Annotated in this window: 14 protein-coding genes; 5 read left to right on the top strand and 9 right to left on the bottom strand. The window is 64.9% G+C overall.

Features of this window, described 5'->3' with window-relative positions; all coding sequences use genetic code 11:
* The first annotated feature begins 3 nt into the window (after nucleotides 1-3).
* Nucleotides 4-615, top strand: coding sequence for a M23 family metallopeptidase (locus L0G76_RS09290; RefSeq protein ID WP_304356996.1), 612 nt, complete (start codon nucleotides 4-6; stop codon nucleotides 613-615).
* Nucleotides 616-632: 17 nt separating this feature from the next.
* Here the strand turns inward: L0G76_RS09290 and L0G76_RS09285 are convergent, their stop codons facing one another.
* Nucleotides 633-1,676, bottom strand: a complete 1,044-nt coding sequence (locus tag L0G76_RS09285; protein ID WP_304356995.1) for a hypothetical protein — start codon at nucleotides 1,674-1,676, stop codon at nucleotides 633-635.
* 217 nt (nucleotides 1,677-1,893) lie between these two features.
* Between L0G76_RS09285 and exaC the strand changes: the two genes are divergently transcribed.
* Together exaC and L0G76_RS09275 are read left to right on the top strand one after the other, a co-directional pair.
* A complete protein-coding gene (exaC, locus tag L0G76_RS09280) occupies nucleotides 1,894-3,417 on the top strand; it encodes an acetaldehyde dehydrogenase ExaC (protein WP_304356994.1) in 1,524 nt (507 codons plus the stop codon).
* Nucleotides 3,417-3,848, top strand: coding sequence for a DUF779 domain-containing protein (locus L0G76_RS09275; RefSeq protein WP_304356993.1), 432 nt, complete (start codon nucleotides 3,417-3,419; stop codon nucleotides 3,846-3,848). The genes exaC and L0G76_RS09275 overlap by 1 nt, the downstream gene beginning before the upstream one ends.
* Nucleotides 3,849-3,881: 33 nt before the next feature.
* Here L0G76_RS09275 and L0G76_RS09270 read toward each other — a convergent pair whose 3' ends face one another.
* Nucleotides 3,882-4,469: a helix-turn-helix domain-containing protein gene (locus L0G76_RS09270; RefSeq protein WP_487247001.1), complete on the bottom strand. Its 588-nt coding sequence runs from the start codon at nucleotides 4,467-4,469 to the stop codon at nucleotides 3,882-3,884.
* A gap of 137 nt (nucleotides 4,470-4,606) precedes the next feature.
* Here L0G76_RS09270 and L0G76_RS09265 point away from each other — a divergent pair, with 137 nt between their 5' ends.
* Together L0G76_RS09265 and L0G76_RS09260 are read left to right on the top strand one after the other, a co-directional pair.
* The gene (locus tag L0G76_RS09265; protein ID WP_304356991.1) at nucleotides 4,607-5,575 is read left to right on the top strand and encodes an NAD(P)/FAD-dependent oxidoreductase; all 969 of its coding nucleotides are present in this window, start codon (nucleotides 4,607-4,609) and stop codon (nucleotides 5,573-5,575) included.
* Nucleotides 5,575-6,252: an SAM-dependent methyltransferase gene (locus L0G76_RS09260; RefSeq protein ID WP_304356990.1), complete on the top strand. Its 678-nt coding sequence runs from the start codon at nucleotides 5,575-5,577 to the stop codon at nucleotides 6,250-6,252. Before L0G76_RS09265 ends, L0G76_RS09260 begins: the two co-directional genes overlap by 1 nt.
* Nucleotides 6,253-6,341: 89 nt before the next feature.
* Here L0G76_RS09260 and L0G76_RS09255 read toward each other — a convergent pair whose 3' ends face one another.
* The 7 genes from L0G76_RS09255 to L0G76_RS09225 all read right to left on the bottom strand — a co-directional run.
* A complete protein-coding gene (locus L0G76_RS09255; RefSeq protein ID WP_304356989.1) occupies nucleotides 6,342-7,682 on the bottom strand; it encodes an alkylhydroperoxidase domain protein in 1,341 nt (446 codons plus the stop codon).
* Nucleotide 7,683: 1 nt separating this feature from the next.
* Nucleotides 7,684-8,709: a putative FMN-dependent luciferase-like monooxygenase gene (locus L0G76_RS09250; RefSeq protein ID WP_304356988.1), complete on the bottom strand. Its 1,026-nt coding sequence runs from the start codon at nucleotides 8,707-8,709 to the stop codon at nucleotides 7,684-7,686.
* Nucleotides 8,710-8,719: 10 nt separating this feature from the next.
* Nucleotides 8,720-10,423 carry a dipeptide ABC transporter ATP-binding protein gene (locus L0G76_RS09245; RefSeq protein WP_304356987.1) on the bottom strand — a complete coding sequence of 568 codons (1,704 nt, stop codon included), beginning with the start codon at nucleotides 10,421-10,423 and terminating at the stop codon, nucleotides 8,720-8,722.
* The gene (locus L0G76_RS09240; protein WP_304356986.1) at nucleotides 10,420-11,295 is read right to left on the bottom strand and encodes an ABC transporter permease; all 876 of its coding nucleotides are present in this window, start codon (nucleotides 11,293-11,295) and stop codon (nucleotides 10,420-10,422) included. Before L0G76_RS09240 ends, L0G76_RS09245 begins: the two co-directional genes overlap by 4 nt.
* Complete coding sequence (locus L0G76_RS09235) at nucleotides 11,292-12,347, bottom strand: ABC transporter permease (RefSeq protein ID WP_304356985.1); 1,056 nt, start codon at nucleotides 12,345-12,347, stop codon at nucleotides 11,292-11,294. Before L0G76_RS09235 ends, L0G76_RS09240 begins: the two co-directional genes overlap by 4 nt.
* Nucleotides 12,344-14,053 (bottom strand): TIGR04028 family ABC transporter substrate-binding protein, encoded by a 1,710-nt coding sequence (locus L0G76_RS09230; protein WP_304356984.1) that lies wholly within the window; start codon nucleotides 14,051-14,053, stop codon nucleotides 12,344-12,346. Before L0G76_RS09230 ends, L0G76_RS09235 begins: the two co-directional genes overlap by 4 nt.
* A gap of 80 nt (nucleotides 14,054-14,133) precedes the next feature.
* The coding region (locus tag L0G76_RS09225; protein WP_304356983.1) for a hypothetical protein at nucleotides 14,134-14,345 on the bottom strand (212 nt) is incomplete at its 5' end.

Below are 14,345 nucleotides of genomic sequence, written 5' to 3'. Positions count from 1 at the left end.
CGGTTGTCTGACCCATTCGACCTGGACTATCCCTTCGCCGGTCGCTGGCTGGTCCAGAACAGCCCCGCCGATCGGGTGCCGAGTCACGGCACGATGCTGTTTGCGACGTCGTATGCAATCGACTTCGTGCCGGTCGACGGCTTGGGGAGATCGGCCCCATTCACCGTCGGCTCTCTCCTGCGTCGGGAGCCACCGGAGAACTTCGTCGGATTCGGTCGTCCTGTGGTCTCGCCGGTCAAGGGAACCGTCGTGGCCGCCCATGACACAGAGGCCGACCACTCCTCGTATCGTGGAGTATCCTCGATCGGCTACGCACTGACGCAGCAGCGTCGTGCCGCTTCGGGCTGGCGTGCCCTCGCCGGCAATCACGTCATGATCAGGAGCAGCGGAGGAATAGTCGCACTCTGCCATCTCCAGCGGCGCAGCGCACGGGTTCGCGTAGGACAGCACATTGAGATCGGCGAAGAGATCGGCCGGTGCGGGAACTCCGGCAACAGCACCGAACCACACCTGCACATCCAAGCGATCGACAGTCCAGATGTCGAGCGAGCAGGTGCAGTGCGGATCACCTTCAGAGGCTCACTTCCGTCCAATGGAACGATCGTCACCGCATGAGAACGATCTCCTTACGGTCAACACGCAGCTGAGGGACGGTCGCGGTGCTTGTCGTATCGCGTACTGAACGCACCCTGCCTGAGAGCAGCGAACAACTCCGTCATGCGGACAACGACAGCTGCATGCTCAGTGACCAAATCGGCACTCTCGCCGAGCGCCTCGTGAACCGGCTTCAGCGCTGGTGCAGCAGGATTATCGGCGGCGCCACGCAACAGCTCCAGGCGCTCTTCTCCTGAGGTGTATCCGAGTTCGAACAGCACCCAATGGAACAGATGCATCAGCGCGGTATCTCGGTCGAAGCCCCTGTGGGTGGGCATGGATGTCTCTTCGTCTGCGGTGAGGTCGAAGTCTGGGTGAAGCGACAGACCGAAATCGGTGAAGAGCAGTCGGCCCTCATGCACGAGGATATTGCCGGGATGGATGTCGAAGTGCTGAAATCCGAGTTCTCCCATCCGATCCGTGGCCACGATGATCTGGTCCACCGCCTCGGCGAAGTCCGTCTTCCCTGTACCCGCGGCCAGGCTGCGGCGCATTGCAGAGCCGAGAGTCTCAGGAACGTACTCGAGAAAGAGCACCATGCTTGAGCGGGCCGCCTTCATCTCGGCGAGCCTCGTCTCGACCTGAGGCCAGAAGCCTCCCCACTGCTGCCGTGGTCCGTCACCGTCAAATTCACTGAGGTCTGTCTCGGGCTTCAGATCGATGATCCGCCACCCAAGCAGCTGTGGGAAGAAGTCCACCACCCCGGACCGGACCCAGCCAGACGTCATTTGGTGCGCCGCCAATTCTCGGCCGACACCGTGGGCAGGGCTGCCGATCCCGTAGTGACAGGCGAACGGCAGGCCTGTGTGATTGTCGGTGGAGAAGGGATCTGCCTCTTCACTGCGGGTGATCGGCAGTTGCTTGGCAAAAACCGGAGTTCCGGCGACATGCGCCGTTCTGGTGGTTCCGCCGATGCCGACCCCGACCTTCTCAGCAGCGCCGACGAGCGCACGCACCTGAGAATCATCGAGTCTGGCGATCTCGACTGCGGTTCTTCGGGCACTATCCACACGTGCGGTCATCACCACACTCTAAACTCTCAGGCCTCGGTTCCGGCTGAGCATGCGGTTCGGCTGAGCATGCGGTCTCCGAGCGGGAATCCTGTCGGAGCGAACCGATGACACCTACCTATTGTCCCTTCGCACTTCGAGACCTATGGTGAGAGGATATGGACCATCCCACTCAGCCGGGCCGAAATGCAGGACGGGGTGAGTGGACGGACTTACACGAAGGAGTGTCATGGCAGTCTACTCAGCACCTGGTACCGACGGTTCTCTGATCACGTTCAAGTCGCGCTACGAGAACTACATCGGAGGGGAGTGGGTGCCACCGAAGAACGGCAACTACTTCGACAACATCACGCCCGTCACCGGACAGGCATTCACCGAGATCCCCAGCTCCACCGCCGAGGACATCGAAACCGCCCTCGATGCGGCGTGGGCCGCAGCGCCCACCTGGGGCAAGACATCGACGACCGAGCGCTCGAACATCCTCCTCAAGATCGCCGACCGCATCGAGGAGAACCTGGAGATGCTCGCGGTCGCAGAGACCTGGGACAACGGCAAGGGCATCCGCGAGCCACTTGCCGCCGACCTGCCACTGGCCGTCGACCATTACCGCTACTTCGCCTCGGCGATCCGAGCGCAGGAAGGTGGCCTGTCCCAGATCGACGACGACACGGTCGCCTACCACTTCCACGAACCGCTCGGCGTCGTCGGGCAGATCATTCCGTGGAACTTCCCCCTTCTCATGGCGACATGGAAGTTGGCACCGGCCCTGGCGGCCGGAAACTGCGTCGTCCTCAAGCCTGCTGAGCAGACTCCGGCCTCGATCCTCGTCCTGGCCGAACTCATCGGCGACCTGCTGCCTCCCGGAGTCCTCAACATCGTCAACGGCTTCGGCGTCGAGGCGGGCAAACCCCTGGCCTCGAACAAGAGGATCAAGAAGATCGCGTTCACCGGTGAGACGACAACCGGTCGCCTGATCATGCAGTACGCATCGCAGAACATCATCCCGGTCACCTTGGAGCTGGGCGGCAAATCACCGAACATCTTCTTCGAAGACGTCCTTGCCGCCGACGACAGCTACCGCGACAAGGCACTCGAAGGCTTTGCGATGTTCGCGCTCAACCAGGGCGAAGTCTGCACCTGCCCGTCCCGTGCCCTCGTCCAGGAATCGATCTTCGACGACTTCGTGGCGGCAGGCGTCGAACGCGTGCGAGCGGTCAAGCAGGGCAACCCGCTCGACACCGAAACGCAGGTCGGTGCCCAGGCTTCGAACGATCAGTACGAGAAGATCATGTCCTACCTGCAGATCGGCAAGGACGAGGGTGCCGAGGTGCTCATCGGCGGTGACAAGGCCGAACTCGAGGGAGACCTCGCCGGCGGTTTCTACGTCCAGCCGACGATCTTCAAGGGCTCGAACAATATGCGGATCTTCCAGGAGGAGATCTTCGGACCCGTCGTCGCACTGACCTCGTTCAGCGACTACGACGACGCCATCACAACCGCCAATGACACCCTCTACGGACTGGGCGCGGGCGTATGGGCGCGCACCGGCAACATCGCCTACCGCGCTGGTCGTGACATCCAGGCCGGCCGTGTGTGGGTGAACAACTTCCACGCCTATCCGGCGCATGCTGCGTTCGGTGGGTACAAGTCATCCGGTATCGGTCGAGAGAACCACAAGATGATGCTCGACCACTACCAGCAGACGAAGAACCTGCTGGTCAGCTACTCGGAGAACGCGCAAGGATTTTTCTGATGAGTGAATCAACACAGACAACAGCACTGGAATCGACGCCGACCATCGACGGTGAGGAGAAGTCACGCGTGGCCATGACACAGGCCGCCGTCGACCTCCTCGGCGACCTGGTCGCCAAGCACGGACAGCTGATGTTCCATCAGTCCGGTGGCTGCTGCGACGGATCGTCGCCGATGTGCTTCCCCGAAGGCGACTTCCTCACCTCGGACGCAGATGTCCTGCTCGGACATTTCGAGTTGCCGCTGCCGAACACGAGTGCCGAGGGAGAGACTTCGGGCATCGACTTCTGGATGTCGGTCGAACAGTTCGAATACTGGAAGCACACGCATCTCACAGTTGATGTGGTGCCCGGACGCGGCGGTGGCTTCAGCGTCGAGTCACCAACAGGCAACCGCTTCATCATCCGCTCAACCCTCATGGACGTCGGCTGAGGCCAGACGGTGCACCTGCCGCGTAGGGTGGCGCTACTTCGCGTCGAGGTGGCGCTTCGGGGCTGCCCGGACGTGGGCGCGTTCGCCCTGCTTGCCGACGAGGCTGAGGAACTCGACCGGCCCTGAACTGGTGGCTCCGAACCAGTGCGGAGTGCGGGTGTCGAACTCTGCGACTTCGCCGGGTTCGAGGATGAGATCGTGTTCGCCGAGGACGAGTCGGAGCCTGCCGTTGAGGACGAACGCCCAGTCATAACCCTCATGCGAGCGCAACTCGGGCTCTTCATCGTCACGCCCGACGGGAAGGATGAATTTGTAGGCCTGGATTCCCCCGGCCCGTCGAGTCAGGGGCAGGACAGTCCGACCGTCACGAGTAGGGATCGGGCGCAGATTGACGCGCGGATCCCCGGTCGGAGGTGCGTCGACGAGTTCGTCGAGCGTGGCCCCGAACGCCCGGGCCAGAGGCAGCAGCTGCTCGAGACTGGGGCGCCGATGACCGGCCTCGAGTCGCGACAAGGTGCTGATCGAGATGCCGGTCTCCTCGGAGAGATCGGTGAGAGTGATGTCGCGGCGCTGTCGCAGCTGCTTCAGACGTGGTCCAACAGCATCCAGTGTGCGGTCCATGAGTTCATCCATACCCAATAGTTTGCCATTCGGAAAAGTTGTTTGCAAAAATGCCTGGTCGTTGCCACCATCGAAATATCGGAGCGCCACAGCGGCGATCCTCGACTCGTTGGGAGAACGTGAGCATGTCAGGAAATATGAGCACGACAGAGAAGAACTCAATTCGAGATGTCGTGATCGTCGGAGCCGGTGCCGCCGGACTCAGCGCGGCACTGACCTTGACCCGCGCACGCCGGAGCGTGACCGTCATCGATGCAGGTCAACCGCGCAACGCACCCGCAGGCGGCGTGCACGGACTGCTGGGGCACGAGGGCATCAGTCCCCAGGAACTGTTGGCGCGGGCACGAGAAGAAGTACTGGGCTACGGTGGGGAACTCATCGACGATGAGGTCACCGACGTCAGCGGTGCTGAAGACGGATTCATGCTCACTCTGCGCAGTGGGAGTGCGATTCAGGGCCGGCGCCTGCTCGTAGCGACCGGACTGGTCGACGAACTGCCCGAGATCCCGGGCGTCCGCGAGCAGTGGGGGCATGGGGTGCTCCATTGCCCGTACTGCCATGGGTGGGAAGTCCGGGACAGGCGCATCGGAATTCTCGTCACCACCCCGATGGCGGTCCACAAGGCATTCCTGTTCCGGCAGTGGAGTTCTCAGGTGACGCTCTTCGCCGGAGACCACCAGCTCACCGAGGAGGAGCGGACCAAGCTGCAGGCACTCGACATTCCGGTGGTCGAAGGCGGCATGGACAGCCTCGAGATCACCGACGACACACTCACGGGTGTGCGATTGGACGATGGGCGGGTCGTGGCCGTGGATGCGGCAGTCGTTGCCACACCGATGGTCGCGCGTGCCGAACTGTTTGCCGGCATCGGGCTCGAGCCCACCGCTCATCCGGCAGGAGCATTCATCGAAACCGAATCCTTCGGACAGACCGCTGTCCCCGGCGTGTGGGTTGCCGGCAATGCCACCGACATCGGAGCTCAGGTCAGCGGAGCGGCCGCCGCCGGGGCGCTCGCCGCCCAGCACATCAACACCGATCTCATCTTCAAAGACCTCGACCGGGCAGTGGCAGAACTGACCGACGACCAGGTAGGGAGGGCCAGCTGATGACTCACTCATTCGATAAAAGCTACTGGGATCAGACCTGGGACGGCGAACGAGCCCCCATGATGAGCTCAGGTGATCCGAACCCCCACCTGGTCCACGAGATCGGTGAGCTCGAGCCCGGAACAGCACTCGATGCCGGCTGCGGTGCCGGGGCGGAAGCGATCTGGTTGGCAAGCAACGGCTGGAACGTCACCGGTGCAGACGTGGCAGAGGCTGCGTTGGAGTATGCAGAGGGCCGGGCCGCCGCTGCCGAGCTGGCCGAGCAGATCGAATGGATCCAGGCTGATCTCTCCGTGTGGCAACCGGAAACGGACTACGACCTGGTCACCACCCACTACGCCCACCCAGCTATGCCGCAGCTGGACTTCTACGACCGCATCGCATCCTGGGTGGCACCCGGCGGAACGCTGCTCATCGTCGGCCACCTCCACCACGGCCACGGCAATCTCAACGGCCACGGCAATTCCAGCAGCCACAGCCCCACCGGCGAAAGCGGACATGGCCACTCCCAGCCACCGGCAGAGGCCTCAGCCACCGCGGACTCCATCACGAACCGACTCGATCCAGCGGTCTGGACCGTCGTCACCGCCGAAGAGTCTCAGCGAACGATGGTCGGACCTGGAGGCCGCGCAACCACCATCGACGACGTCGTGGTGAGGGCAAGTCGTAACCGCTGAGCCGCGACGGAATGCGAAAAACTGCAGTCGCGTCGAGAAACGTGTGTGCACACCCGCAACTCGACACGCCTCCCGTTATTCGCTGGCCGCTAGTGAGGAGCCAGCACCTCGGGTTCGCCGAGGGAGAGCATGAGGCGGTTGGCCCAGTTGAAGAAGGCCGCGCAGCCCAGGACGTCAATGATGTCCCCATCGGCAAGGCCGGCCTCGCGCAGTGCGTTCACGTGTGCCGGGCCGAACGCCTGCGGGGTGAGCGTGAGTGCCGCTGAGGCATCGATGACGGCATCCCAGACTGGATCGCCGAGGCTCGACGGCGCCGCGATGCCCGTGTCGAGCAGCGTCTGCACGAGGTTCCGGCGACCCGACTCCTCGGTGGCCCGGTCCGAGTGGATCGAGGCGCAGAACAGGCACCCGTTGAGCCGTGAGGCCACGGTCGCTGCGAGTTCGCGTTCGGCCCGGCCGAGCCCGTCGGTGGTGTTGAAGAAGATGTCGAGGTCGGTCAGCGTCCGTGCCCGCAGAGCAGCAGGATCTCTGGCCAGCAGCCGGAAGTAGGGGTTCTTCGCCCGCCCCGCCTCGATCAGTGCCTCGCGCTGGACATCGGTCAGGTCCGCCTCGGCGACGGGGGCGATCCACGGCACCCACCCCAGCCCGGACTGCTGGAAGTGTTCCGGCCGCTTGAGTTCCGGGTAGGAGCTGACGCGCTCGCCCACCCGGGCCAGCGCCTGACTGCCCTTCGATGAGGCAGCAGATTCCCTCGCCGAGGTGGCTCCACCGTCATCGTCGGGCGATTCCGGTGCATCTTCGGAGGCCGGAGTCTCGGCTGCGGCGGGGGCATGCACCAGCGCGGTCAGCCCGGTGCTGATGCGGATCTGGAAATTGAGGAATGACACGAGCTGCGCGAGCGTGACGATCCGATCCTCGTCCCAGCCCGCGTCGAGCAGCAGCGCCATGTGCTCGGGACGCGAATCTCGCGGATGCAGGACCAGCTGGTGGGTGAATTCCAGTCCGGCGGCCAACTGCGGTCCGAGGACCTCTATGGACTTCTCACCCACGCTCAGCCACGGCCCGGGAACGTTCTCGGCCGCCAGTGCAGGCGATTCGAAGGTTCCGTAGGGACCGCGGACGTCCGAGCTGGAGTCGAGTCCGAGCAGTGATTCGTCGAGGAGTTCGGCGATCACCCAGGACGCGACTTCGTCCTCGTCGCGGAGGAGGTCGCGGTAGAACTCCTCGGCGACGGGTGCGCCCAGCAGCCCGGCGGTGAATGCGGCGACGGCGTAGCGGTCCCGGTGGGTGAACTCGCCGGTCTCTTCAGGTTCGAGCAGGGCTTCGAAGCTGAGCTGGGCGTTTTCCTTGGCCTGTGCACGATGGTCGCGCAGTTCGTCGAGTGGATCCTGCGCGGCGATTCCCGCGAGCGTGTTGATGATGTCGGTCATGTCAGGCCGCCCGTTCGGTTGTCAGTGTCAGCCCCAGTGCCGGTGCCACCTCGGTAGCGAGGAGCTCGATGGAGGCCAGCGTCGTCTCATTCGTCGCAGGCACCGAGTGTACCTGGAAGCTGACGTCCGTGGCCCTCGACAGGACTCGGTCCGCTGCGAGGCGTTCGACGACCTGTTCGGGGGTGCCGAGGAACGTATCGGTGGCGATGAGCAGCTCGTCAAGGCTCAGCCCTGAGGTGTCATAGCCGACGAGGCGGTCGGCCTCGGACCGCAGCGCCGGCTCCGTCAGCGCACGGAGTTCGGGCAGCGATGCGGCATCGGCGACGACGGCCGTTCGGGAGGCGAGGATGCGCGGTTCGACTCCGTCCGGAAGCTGCGAGAGGTAGGTGTCGATGACCGGCAGCTGCACCTCGTCCAGCGATGCCCCGGGACTGTCCTGGGGACGAGGTTGGGTGCGTGAGAGCATGAGGCCATCTCCTGCTGCCCCGGCGGCTGCGGAACCGCCGGAGGAGAACGTCGCCTGCCAGAGGCGTTCGGAGAGGTGAGTCGCTTCGGGGTAGAGAGCATGCCCGGTCTCCAAGGACTGACCGGCCAGCAGGGTCTTGAGCGCGGCGAGGTTCTCGGCGAAGACCTCACGGCGGGCGTCGAAGTTGGTGCCGAAGGCCGGGAAGGACTTCGGGTTTCCGCCCGAGCCGAGCCCGATCTCCAGGCGTCCGCCGGAGAGCACATCGGTGACCGCCGCGTCTTCGGCCACGCGCACGCCGTTCTCCATGGGCAGGGTGATGATCGCCGTACCCAGCCGGATCCGCGAGGTCTGGGCCGCCGCATGGGCGAGGAACACGAGTGGAGAGGGCAGTCCGCCCTCGGCCGCTGCGAAGTGGTGCTGGGCCACCCAGGCGGAGTCGAATCCGTGGGTCTCGGCCGCCTGGATCTGTTCGATCGCGAACCGGTAGCGCTGCTCGGCCGGGGCGTTCTCGAGCAGGCGGGTGAAGAATCCGAGCCGGGGTCCGGCGGAGCTGTTCGTCATCGTGTGGGTCTCATCTTTCTGCTGCTGCGAGCAATGTCGGATTCTCGGAGGCGATGTCCCCGTCGCCGTGGAGCATCACGGGGCGGGGGATCGCGTCGAGGAGGGTGCGTGTGTAGTGGGTCTGCGGGCGAGCGAAGAGATCCTCCGTCGGTCCGTTCTCCATCAGGCGTCCTTGCGACATCACCGACACAGTATCAGCGATCTGTCGCACGACGGCGAGATCGTGGGAGATGAAGACATATGTCAGTTCCAGCTCCGATTGGAGATCGTCGAGGAGGGTCAGTATCTGGGCCTGCACGGTAACGTCGAGGGCTGAGACCGCCTCATCGAAGACGACGAGTTCGGGTCCGGCGATGAGGGCCCGGGCGATCGCCACTCGCTGCAGCTGACCGCCCGAGAGCTCGGCCGGGCGCCGGTCGCCGAACTCTGCCGGCAGAGCCACCCGGTCCAGGGCCTCGGCGACGAGATCGGGACGCGCTGCACGGGTCCCGATGCGGAAATTGCGCAGGGGTTCGGCCAATATCTGGCGGATGGAATGCTTCGGATCGAGCGCTGAATACGGGTTCTGATGCACGAGCTGGACCCTGCGGCGGAAGTCGCGCAGGCGGGCCCGCGCCGTGCGGCCGCGAGCCGGAACCGCACGGCCGCGCGCAGAGACGGCTGTGTCGAAATCGCCGACGCGTATCCGACCGGACTGCGGGGTGAGGAACCCCGTCAGGGCCTTGCCCGTCGTCGTCTTCCCTGACCCGGATTCGCCCACGATGCCGTGAGTGGTTCCGCGTTCGACGTGCAGCGATACGTCCTCGATTCCGATGATCTGATCATCGTTGCGGGCGTAGACCTGGGTCAGGGACTCGACCGAGACGAAGGGAGCATCTACCTCGGCGAGGCCAGCGGGGACCGTGGAACGGCGGTGGGTCTTCGTCTTCAGCGCCGGGGCATCGGCGAGCAGCCGCGAAGCGTAGTCGGTGGCGGGGCGAGAGAAGATCCGAGCTGCCGGACCGGCCTCGACGACCTTCCCGGATTGCATGACGACGACCTCATCGGCACGTTCACCGGCGACGGCCAGGTCGTGGGTGATGAAGAGGACGCCCATCCCGGTCTCGTCCCGCAGCCCATCGAGGAGATCGAGGACCTGCTTCTGCACGGTCACATCAAGTGCTGAGGTCGGCTCATCGGCGATGAGCAGACGCGGGCGCAGCGCGATGGCCGAGGCGATGAGCACCCGTTGACGCATTCCACCGGAGAGCTCATGCGGGAACTGGTCGGCACGCATCTGCGGACGATCGATGCCGACCTTGGCCAGCAGATCGATGACCTGGGCGCGGGCGGACTTGCGATCGGCGCGTCTGTGGATCCGCAGCGCCTCGGCGACGGATTTCCCGATGGTCTGCAGAGGGTTGAGCGAGCTGCCGGGGTCCTGGGGGACATAGCCGATCTGACTGCCGCGGATCCCATGCCAGGCGCCGGCTTGCAGCGAACCCAGATCGATGTCGCCGAGGTGGATGTGCCCAGCCGTGATCTGCGCGGACTCCGGGAGGAGACCGATGGCCGCATTCGCGGTCGTGGACTTGCCGGACCCGGATTCGCCGACGACTGCGGTCATCGATCCGTCACGCACCGTGAAGGTCACACCGTCGACGGCTGGGGCCGATGACTGGGAGTAGGCGACGCTGAGATCTTCCACGGACAGCAGTGGTGCGGACTCGGTCATGATGTCGCCTTTCGCAGTGTGTTGCCGATCTGGTGGGTGGCCAGGACGATGGCCATGACGACGAAGCCCGGAAAGACGGTCAGCCACCAGGCGGTGGCCACGAAGTTGCGGCCCTCGGCGATGATGAGACCCCATTCGGGAGTCGGCGGGGGAGTGCCGTAGCCCAGGAAGCCCAGAGTCGAGATCTGGAGGATCGCGGACCCGATCTGCAGCACGGACAGGGACAGAACCGGAGACGTCGAGTTGGGCAGGATGTGGCGGAAGAGGACGGAGAAGAACGTGCCGCCGGATCCGTAGGCGGCCGCCACGAAGTCACTGGTGTTGATGCGCACCGCCTCTGACCTCGACAGGCGTGCGAACTGGGCGATGGCAGTGACGCCGACCGCGATGGCCGCGTTGATGGTGCCGAAGCCCAAGACGACGACGATCGAGAGGCTGAGCAGGATCGCGGGGATCGAGAGCAGCACGTCGATGAAACGCATGAGCACGTCATCGACCCAGCCGCGTCGAGTGCCGGCGATGAGCCCGATGGCCGTGCCCACGATCAGCCCGACACCCACGGCCACGAGCGCGGCGAGCAATGACTGAGAAGCTCCGTAGACGACGCGGGTGAAGGCATCACGCCCGGTCTGGTCGGTGCCGAACCAATGGTCGAGGCTCGGCGCCGACAGCGCCGCAGTGGTGCCGCCGTCGTTCGGGTCATGGTGGGTGAACAGCCCCGGGAAGAGCGCCCACGCAACGGCGATGAGCAGGACGAGGGCGGAGACGACGGTGGCGGGGCCGATGCTCGCGCGGGTGCGGCTGCGTCGCTTCGCCGCCGGGCGCGGTGCGCCGGTGCCCGAGGTGCGGGCGAAGGAGTTGATGAGGCTCATGAGTGAGTGTCCTTCTCGTCCCAGTCGAGGTCGACCCCGACGCTGGCGGCGGTCGTCGACAGCGCCCGGCGGGTGGGTTCGTCGGCAGGCTTCTTCCCGGCCGAGGTGGCCCCGGGCCGAGTGCGCAGGCGCACATCGATGACGGGGTAGAGGAGGTCGACGACGAGGTTGATGGTCACATAGGCCAGAGTCGCGATGACGACGACGGCCAGGAGGATCGGGTTGTCGCGGTGGGTCACGGCCTGGGCGGTGATCTGGCCGATGCCGTTGCGCCCGAACACGGTCTCGGTGACCACGGCACCGGCGACCAGTTCACCGAAGACCAGGCCGATGATCGTCAGGCCCGGCAGGACGGCGTTGCGGGCGACGGCGTGGACGAGAATCCACAGTTCACTCGCCCCCTTCGCCGACGTGACCTTGACGAACCCGGAGGCCCTGACGTCGGTGATCGAGCGGATGAGGACCTGCGCGATCGGGGCCGAGAGCGGCACCGCCACGGTCAGGGTCGGGAGGACGAGCGCCTCGGCGGGGCCGGGGGAGACGACGGAGACGAACCCGAGCTGGAAGGAGAAGAACTGGATGAGCAGGATCCCCAACCAGAAGACGGGAATCGAGATGAAGAGGCTGGGCACCGAGTCGAGGAGCTTGCGCAGCCAGCGATAAGGCCCGTAGGTTGCCAGCACCGCGATGAGGACGGCCAGGACCAGGGCGGAGACGAAGCCGGACAGGGCGAGCACCGCGGTGGAGGGCAGCGCAGCGGCGATGATCGTCGACACCGCAGCACCGGTCTGGACGGAGAAGCCGAAGTCGCCGGTGAGGAATCCGCCGAGGCTGAGGAAGTAGCGGCTGATCCAGGACTCATCGGCTCCGGTCTCGGCTCTGATCTGCGCGATCTGGTCGGCGGAGAGTCCCAGTGCCGGGTCGGCGAACCTGGCGGTGACGCCGTCGCCGGGGATGAGGCTGAGCAGAATGAACGCCGCGGTGAAGGCCAGGAGCAGAACGAGAATCGCCTGGCCGAGGCGGAGGAAGAGGTAGCGGATGTCGAGGATCATTGTCCACCTGCCAACCATGTGCTGTAGAAGTCGGGTCGGCCCACCGGTTCGGTCGCGAACCCGTGGACGCGGCGGCGGAAGGAGAAGACCTGTGGTTCCTCGAAGAACGGCAGCACATAGGCGTTCTCGACGAGGTAGTCCTGGACCTTCTCGGCGGCCGTCTGCCGCTTCGCGGTGACAGGTTCCGAGGCGAGTTCGTCCAGCAGCCGGTCGATCTCGGGGTCGATGCTCTCATCGGCGGCGTCATCGCGGCCCTTGCCGTTGAGGAAGACATCGCGGTTGACCGAGGAGTAGTTCGAGCGCAGATTGTCGAAGTCGGCGCGGGCGACCATCGAATGGTAGATCTGGACCGTGTCGAGATCGAGGGCATCGAGCGTCTGCTTGGACTGGTCACCGGGGTTGATGGACAGGCGCACGCCGACGTGGCGCAGCTGCTGCTGGATGAGCGTCTGCACCTCATTCGAGCGTGGCTGCGGCAAGGCGATATTGACCGACAGCGCCAGGACCTGACCGTCCTTGGTGCGGAACCCAGCGGCGTTGCGTTCGGACCAGCCCGCCTCGTCGAGGAGGCGGTTCGCCTCCTCGGGGTCGTGGTCCCAGGACCCCGACTGGTCCTTGTAGCCCATGGCGCCCTTGGCCAGCAGACCGGTGGCCAGCGGGTAGTTGGGGGTGAAGAGCTTGTCGACGATCTCCTGCCGGTCAACGGCGGCGATGATGGCCTGCCTGACCGTGAGGTCGGCCAGCAGTTCGTGCCGGAAGCGGAAGTTGATGCTGTTGTTGATGCCGTTCGTGGCCTTGGCGTAGAGGCGCAGTCCCTGCTCGCTCACCCGCGCCTCGTCGGGGGCTTCGACGTCGCGGACGCCGTCGGCCTGCCCGGAGAGTACGGCTCCGATGCGCACCGAGTACTCGTTGTTGGCCAGATAGTCGATGCCGTCGAGGTGGGGCCTGCCCTGGTGCTCCAAGTGCGGTGGCGCCCAGTCGTAATCTTCACGGACGCGCACCGACAGCTTCGTCCCGATGGTTTCCTCGGTGATGTGGAAGGGACCGCAGGTGTGGATCCCGGTGGCGCCGCCGGGTCCGAAGCCCTCGGCGTCGAGGGCCAGGGTCGAATCGGCGAGCAGGCCCGCGTTCATCGTCGACGTCGCCTGGGCGAAGCCGGGGGAGGGTGCGCTGAAGTGGAAGCGGACCCGATGATCGTCGAGGACCTCGCTGCGATCGTAGTTCGAGATCTGCTCGGAGACCGGAAGTGTGCGCGCCTCGTCGCCTCGTCCGAAGAGGTCGAAGTTCGCCGCCACGTTCTCCGCCGTCAGGGGAGAGCCGTCGGAGTAGGTCACGCCGTCGCGGATCGTGAACGTGTACTGCGTGGCGTTCTCATTGATCTCGGGCAGCGTCGTGGCCAGCCAGGGGTGGAGTTCGAGGGTCTCCGGGTCCTGCCACAGCAGACGAGCGGAGATGTTGTTCATGATGCCGCCATTGGGATAGAACCCGACCGAGGGCGGGTAGAGCAGCGTCCACGTCTGGGGCTCGAAGTACGTGAGCACCCCGCCCTGCACGGGGTCGCCGCCCTCGGGCAGCGGCTCGGTGTCCGAGGGCGTGCACGCGCTGAGTGTGATGATGGTGCCCAGTCCCAGCCCGAGGCTGAGGAAATTGCGTCGGCCGTAGGAACGCCTGGGGCTCGCCGAGGTGGAGGGACGGAGGTCCGTCATGGAATGTGGTCCTTTGTGCAGATGAAACCGAGGTCGGGGGAGGATCAGTTGCTCAATCAGTCGTTGATATAGCTCAACAATCAGTGCTCGTGAGCCTCTTGAGATCGATGTGGATCCGGCGCCACAGCATTCGCGCCTCCGGTTGTGTCTGCATGCTTTGAGTTAAACGCATCGGCACACTGACAGTCAATCCGATCGCTTAACATTGAGTCATGTTGCTGCCTCCAGATTTCGATCATCTTGTCATTGCCGTGCCTCATCTCGCTGAAAGTGTTGAGCAATGTCACAAACT

It is taken from the genome of Brevibacterium picturae, assembly GCF_030453725.1.
Classification (GTDB): Bacteria; Actinomycetota; Actinomycetes; order Actinomycetales; family Brevibacteriaceae; genus Brevibacterium; species Brevibacterium sandarakinum_A.
Note: the sequence above shows the minus strand (reverse complement) of the source record. Positions and strands in the feature narration are given on the sequence as shown.

Coding starts and splice junctions, on each gene's coding strand:
- L0G76_RS09285 (WP_304356995.1), bottom strand. CDS start 1,676: ATGACCGCACGTGTGGATAGTGCCCGAAGAACCGCAGTCGAGATCGCC.
- exaC (WP_304356994.1), top strand. CDS start 1,894: ATGGCAGTCTACTCAGCACCTGGTACCGACGGTTCTCTGATCACGTTC.
- L0G76_RS09275 (WP_304356993.1), top strand. CDS start 3,417: ATGAGTGAATCAACACAGACAACAGCACTGGAATCGACGCCGACCATC.
- L0G76_RS09270 (WP_487247001.1), bottom strand. CDS start 4,469: ATGGACCGCACACTGGATGCTGTTGGACCACGTCTGAAGCAGCTGCGA.
- L0G76_RS09265 (WP_304356991.1), top strand. CDS start 4,607: ATGAGCACGACAGAGAAGAACTCAATTCGAGATGTCGTGATCGTCGGA.
- L0G76_RS09260 (WP_304356990.1), top strand. CDS start 5,575: ATGACTCACTCATTCGATAAAAGCTACTGGGATCAGACCTGGGACGGC.
- L0G76_RS09255 (WP_304356989.1), bottom strand. CDS start 7,682: ATGACCGACATCATCAACACGCTCGCGGGAATCGCCGCGCAGGATCCA.
- L0G76_RS09250 (WP_304356988.1), bottom strand. CDS start 8,709: ATGACGAACAGCTCCGCCGGACCCCGGCTCGGATTCTTCACCCGCCTG.
- L0G76_RS09245 (WP_304356987.1), bottom strand. CDS start 10,423: ATGACCGAGTCCGCACCACTGCTGTCCGTGGAAGATCTCAGCGTCGCC.
- L0G76_RS09240 (WP_304356986.1), bottom strand. CDS start 11,295: ATGAGCCTCATCAACTCCTTCGCCCGCACCTCGGGCACCGGCGCACCG.
- L0G76_RS09235 (WP_304356985.1), bottom strand. CDS start 12,347: ATGATCCTCGACATCCGCTACCTCTTCCTCCGCCTCGGCCAGGCGATT.
- L0G76_RS09230 (WP_304356984.1), bottom strand. CDS start 14,053: ATGACGGACCTCCGTCCCTCCACCTCGGCGAGCCCCAGGCGTTCCTAC.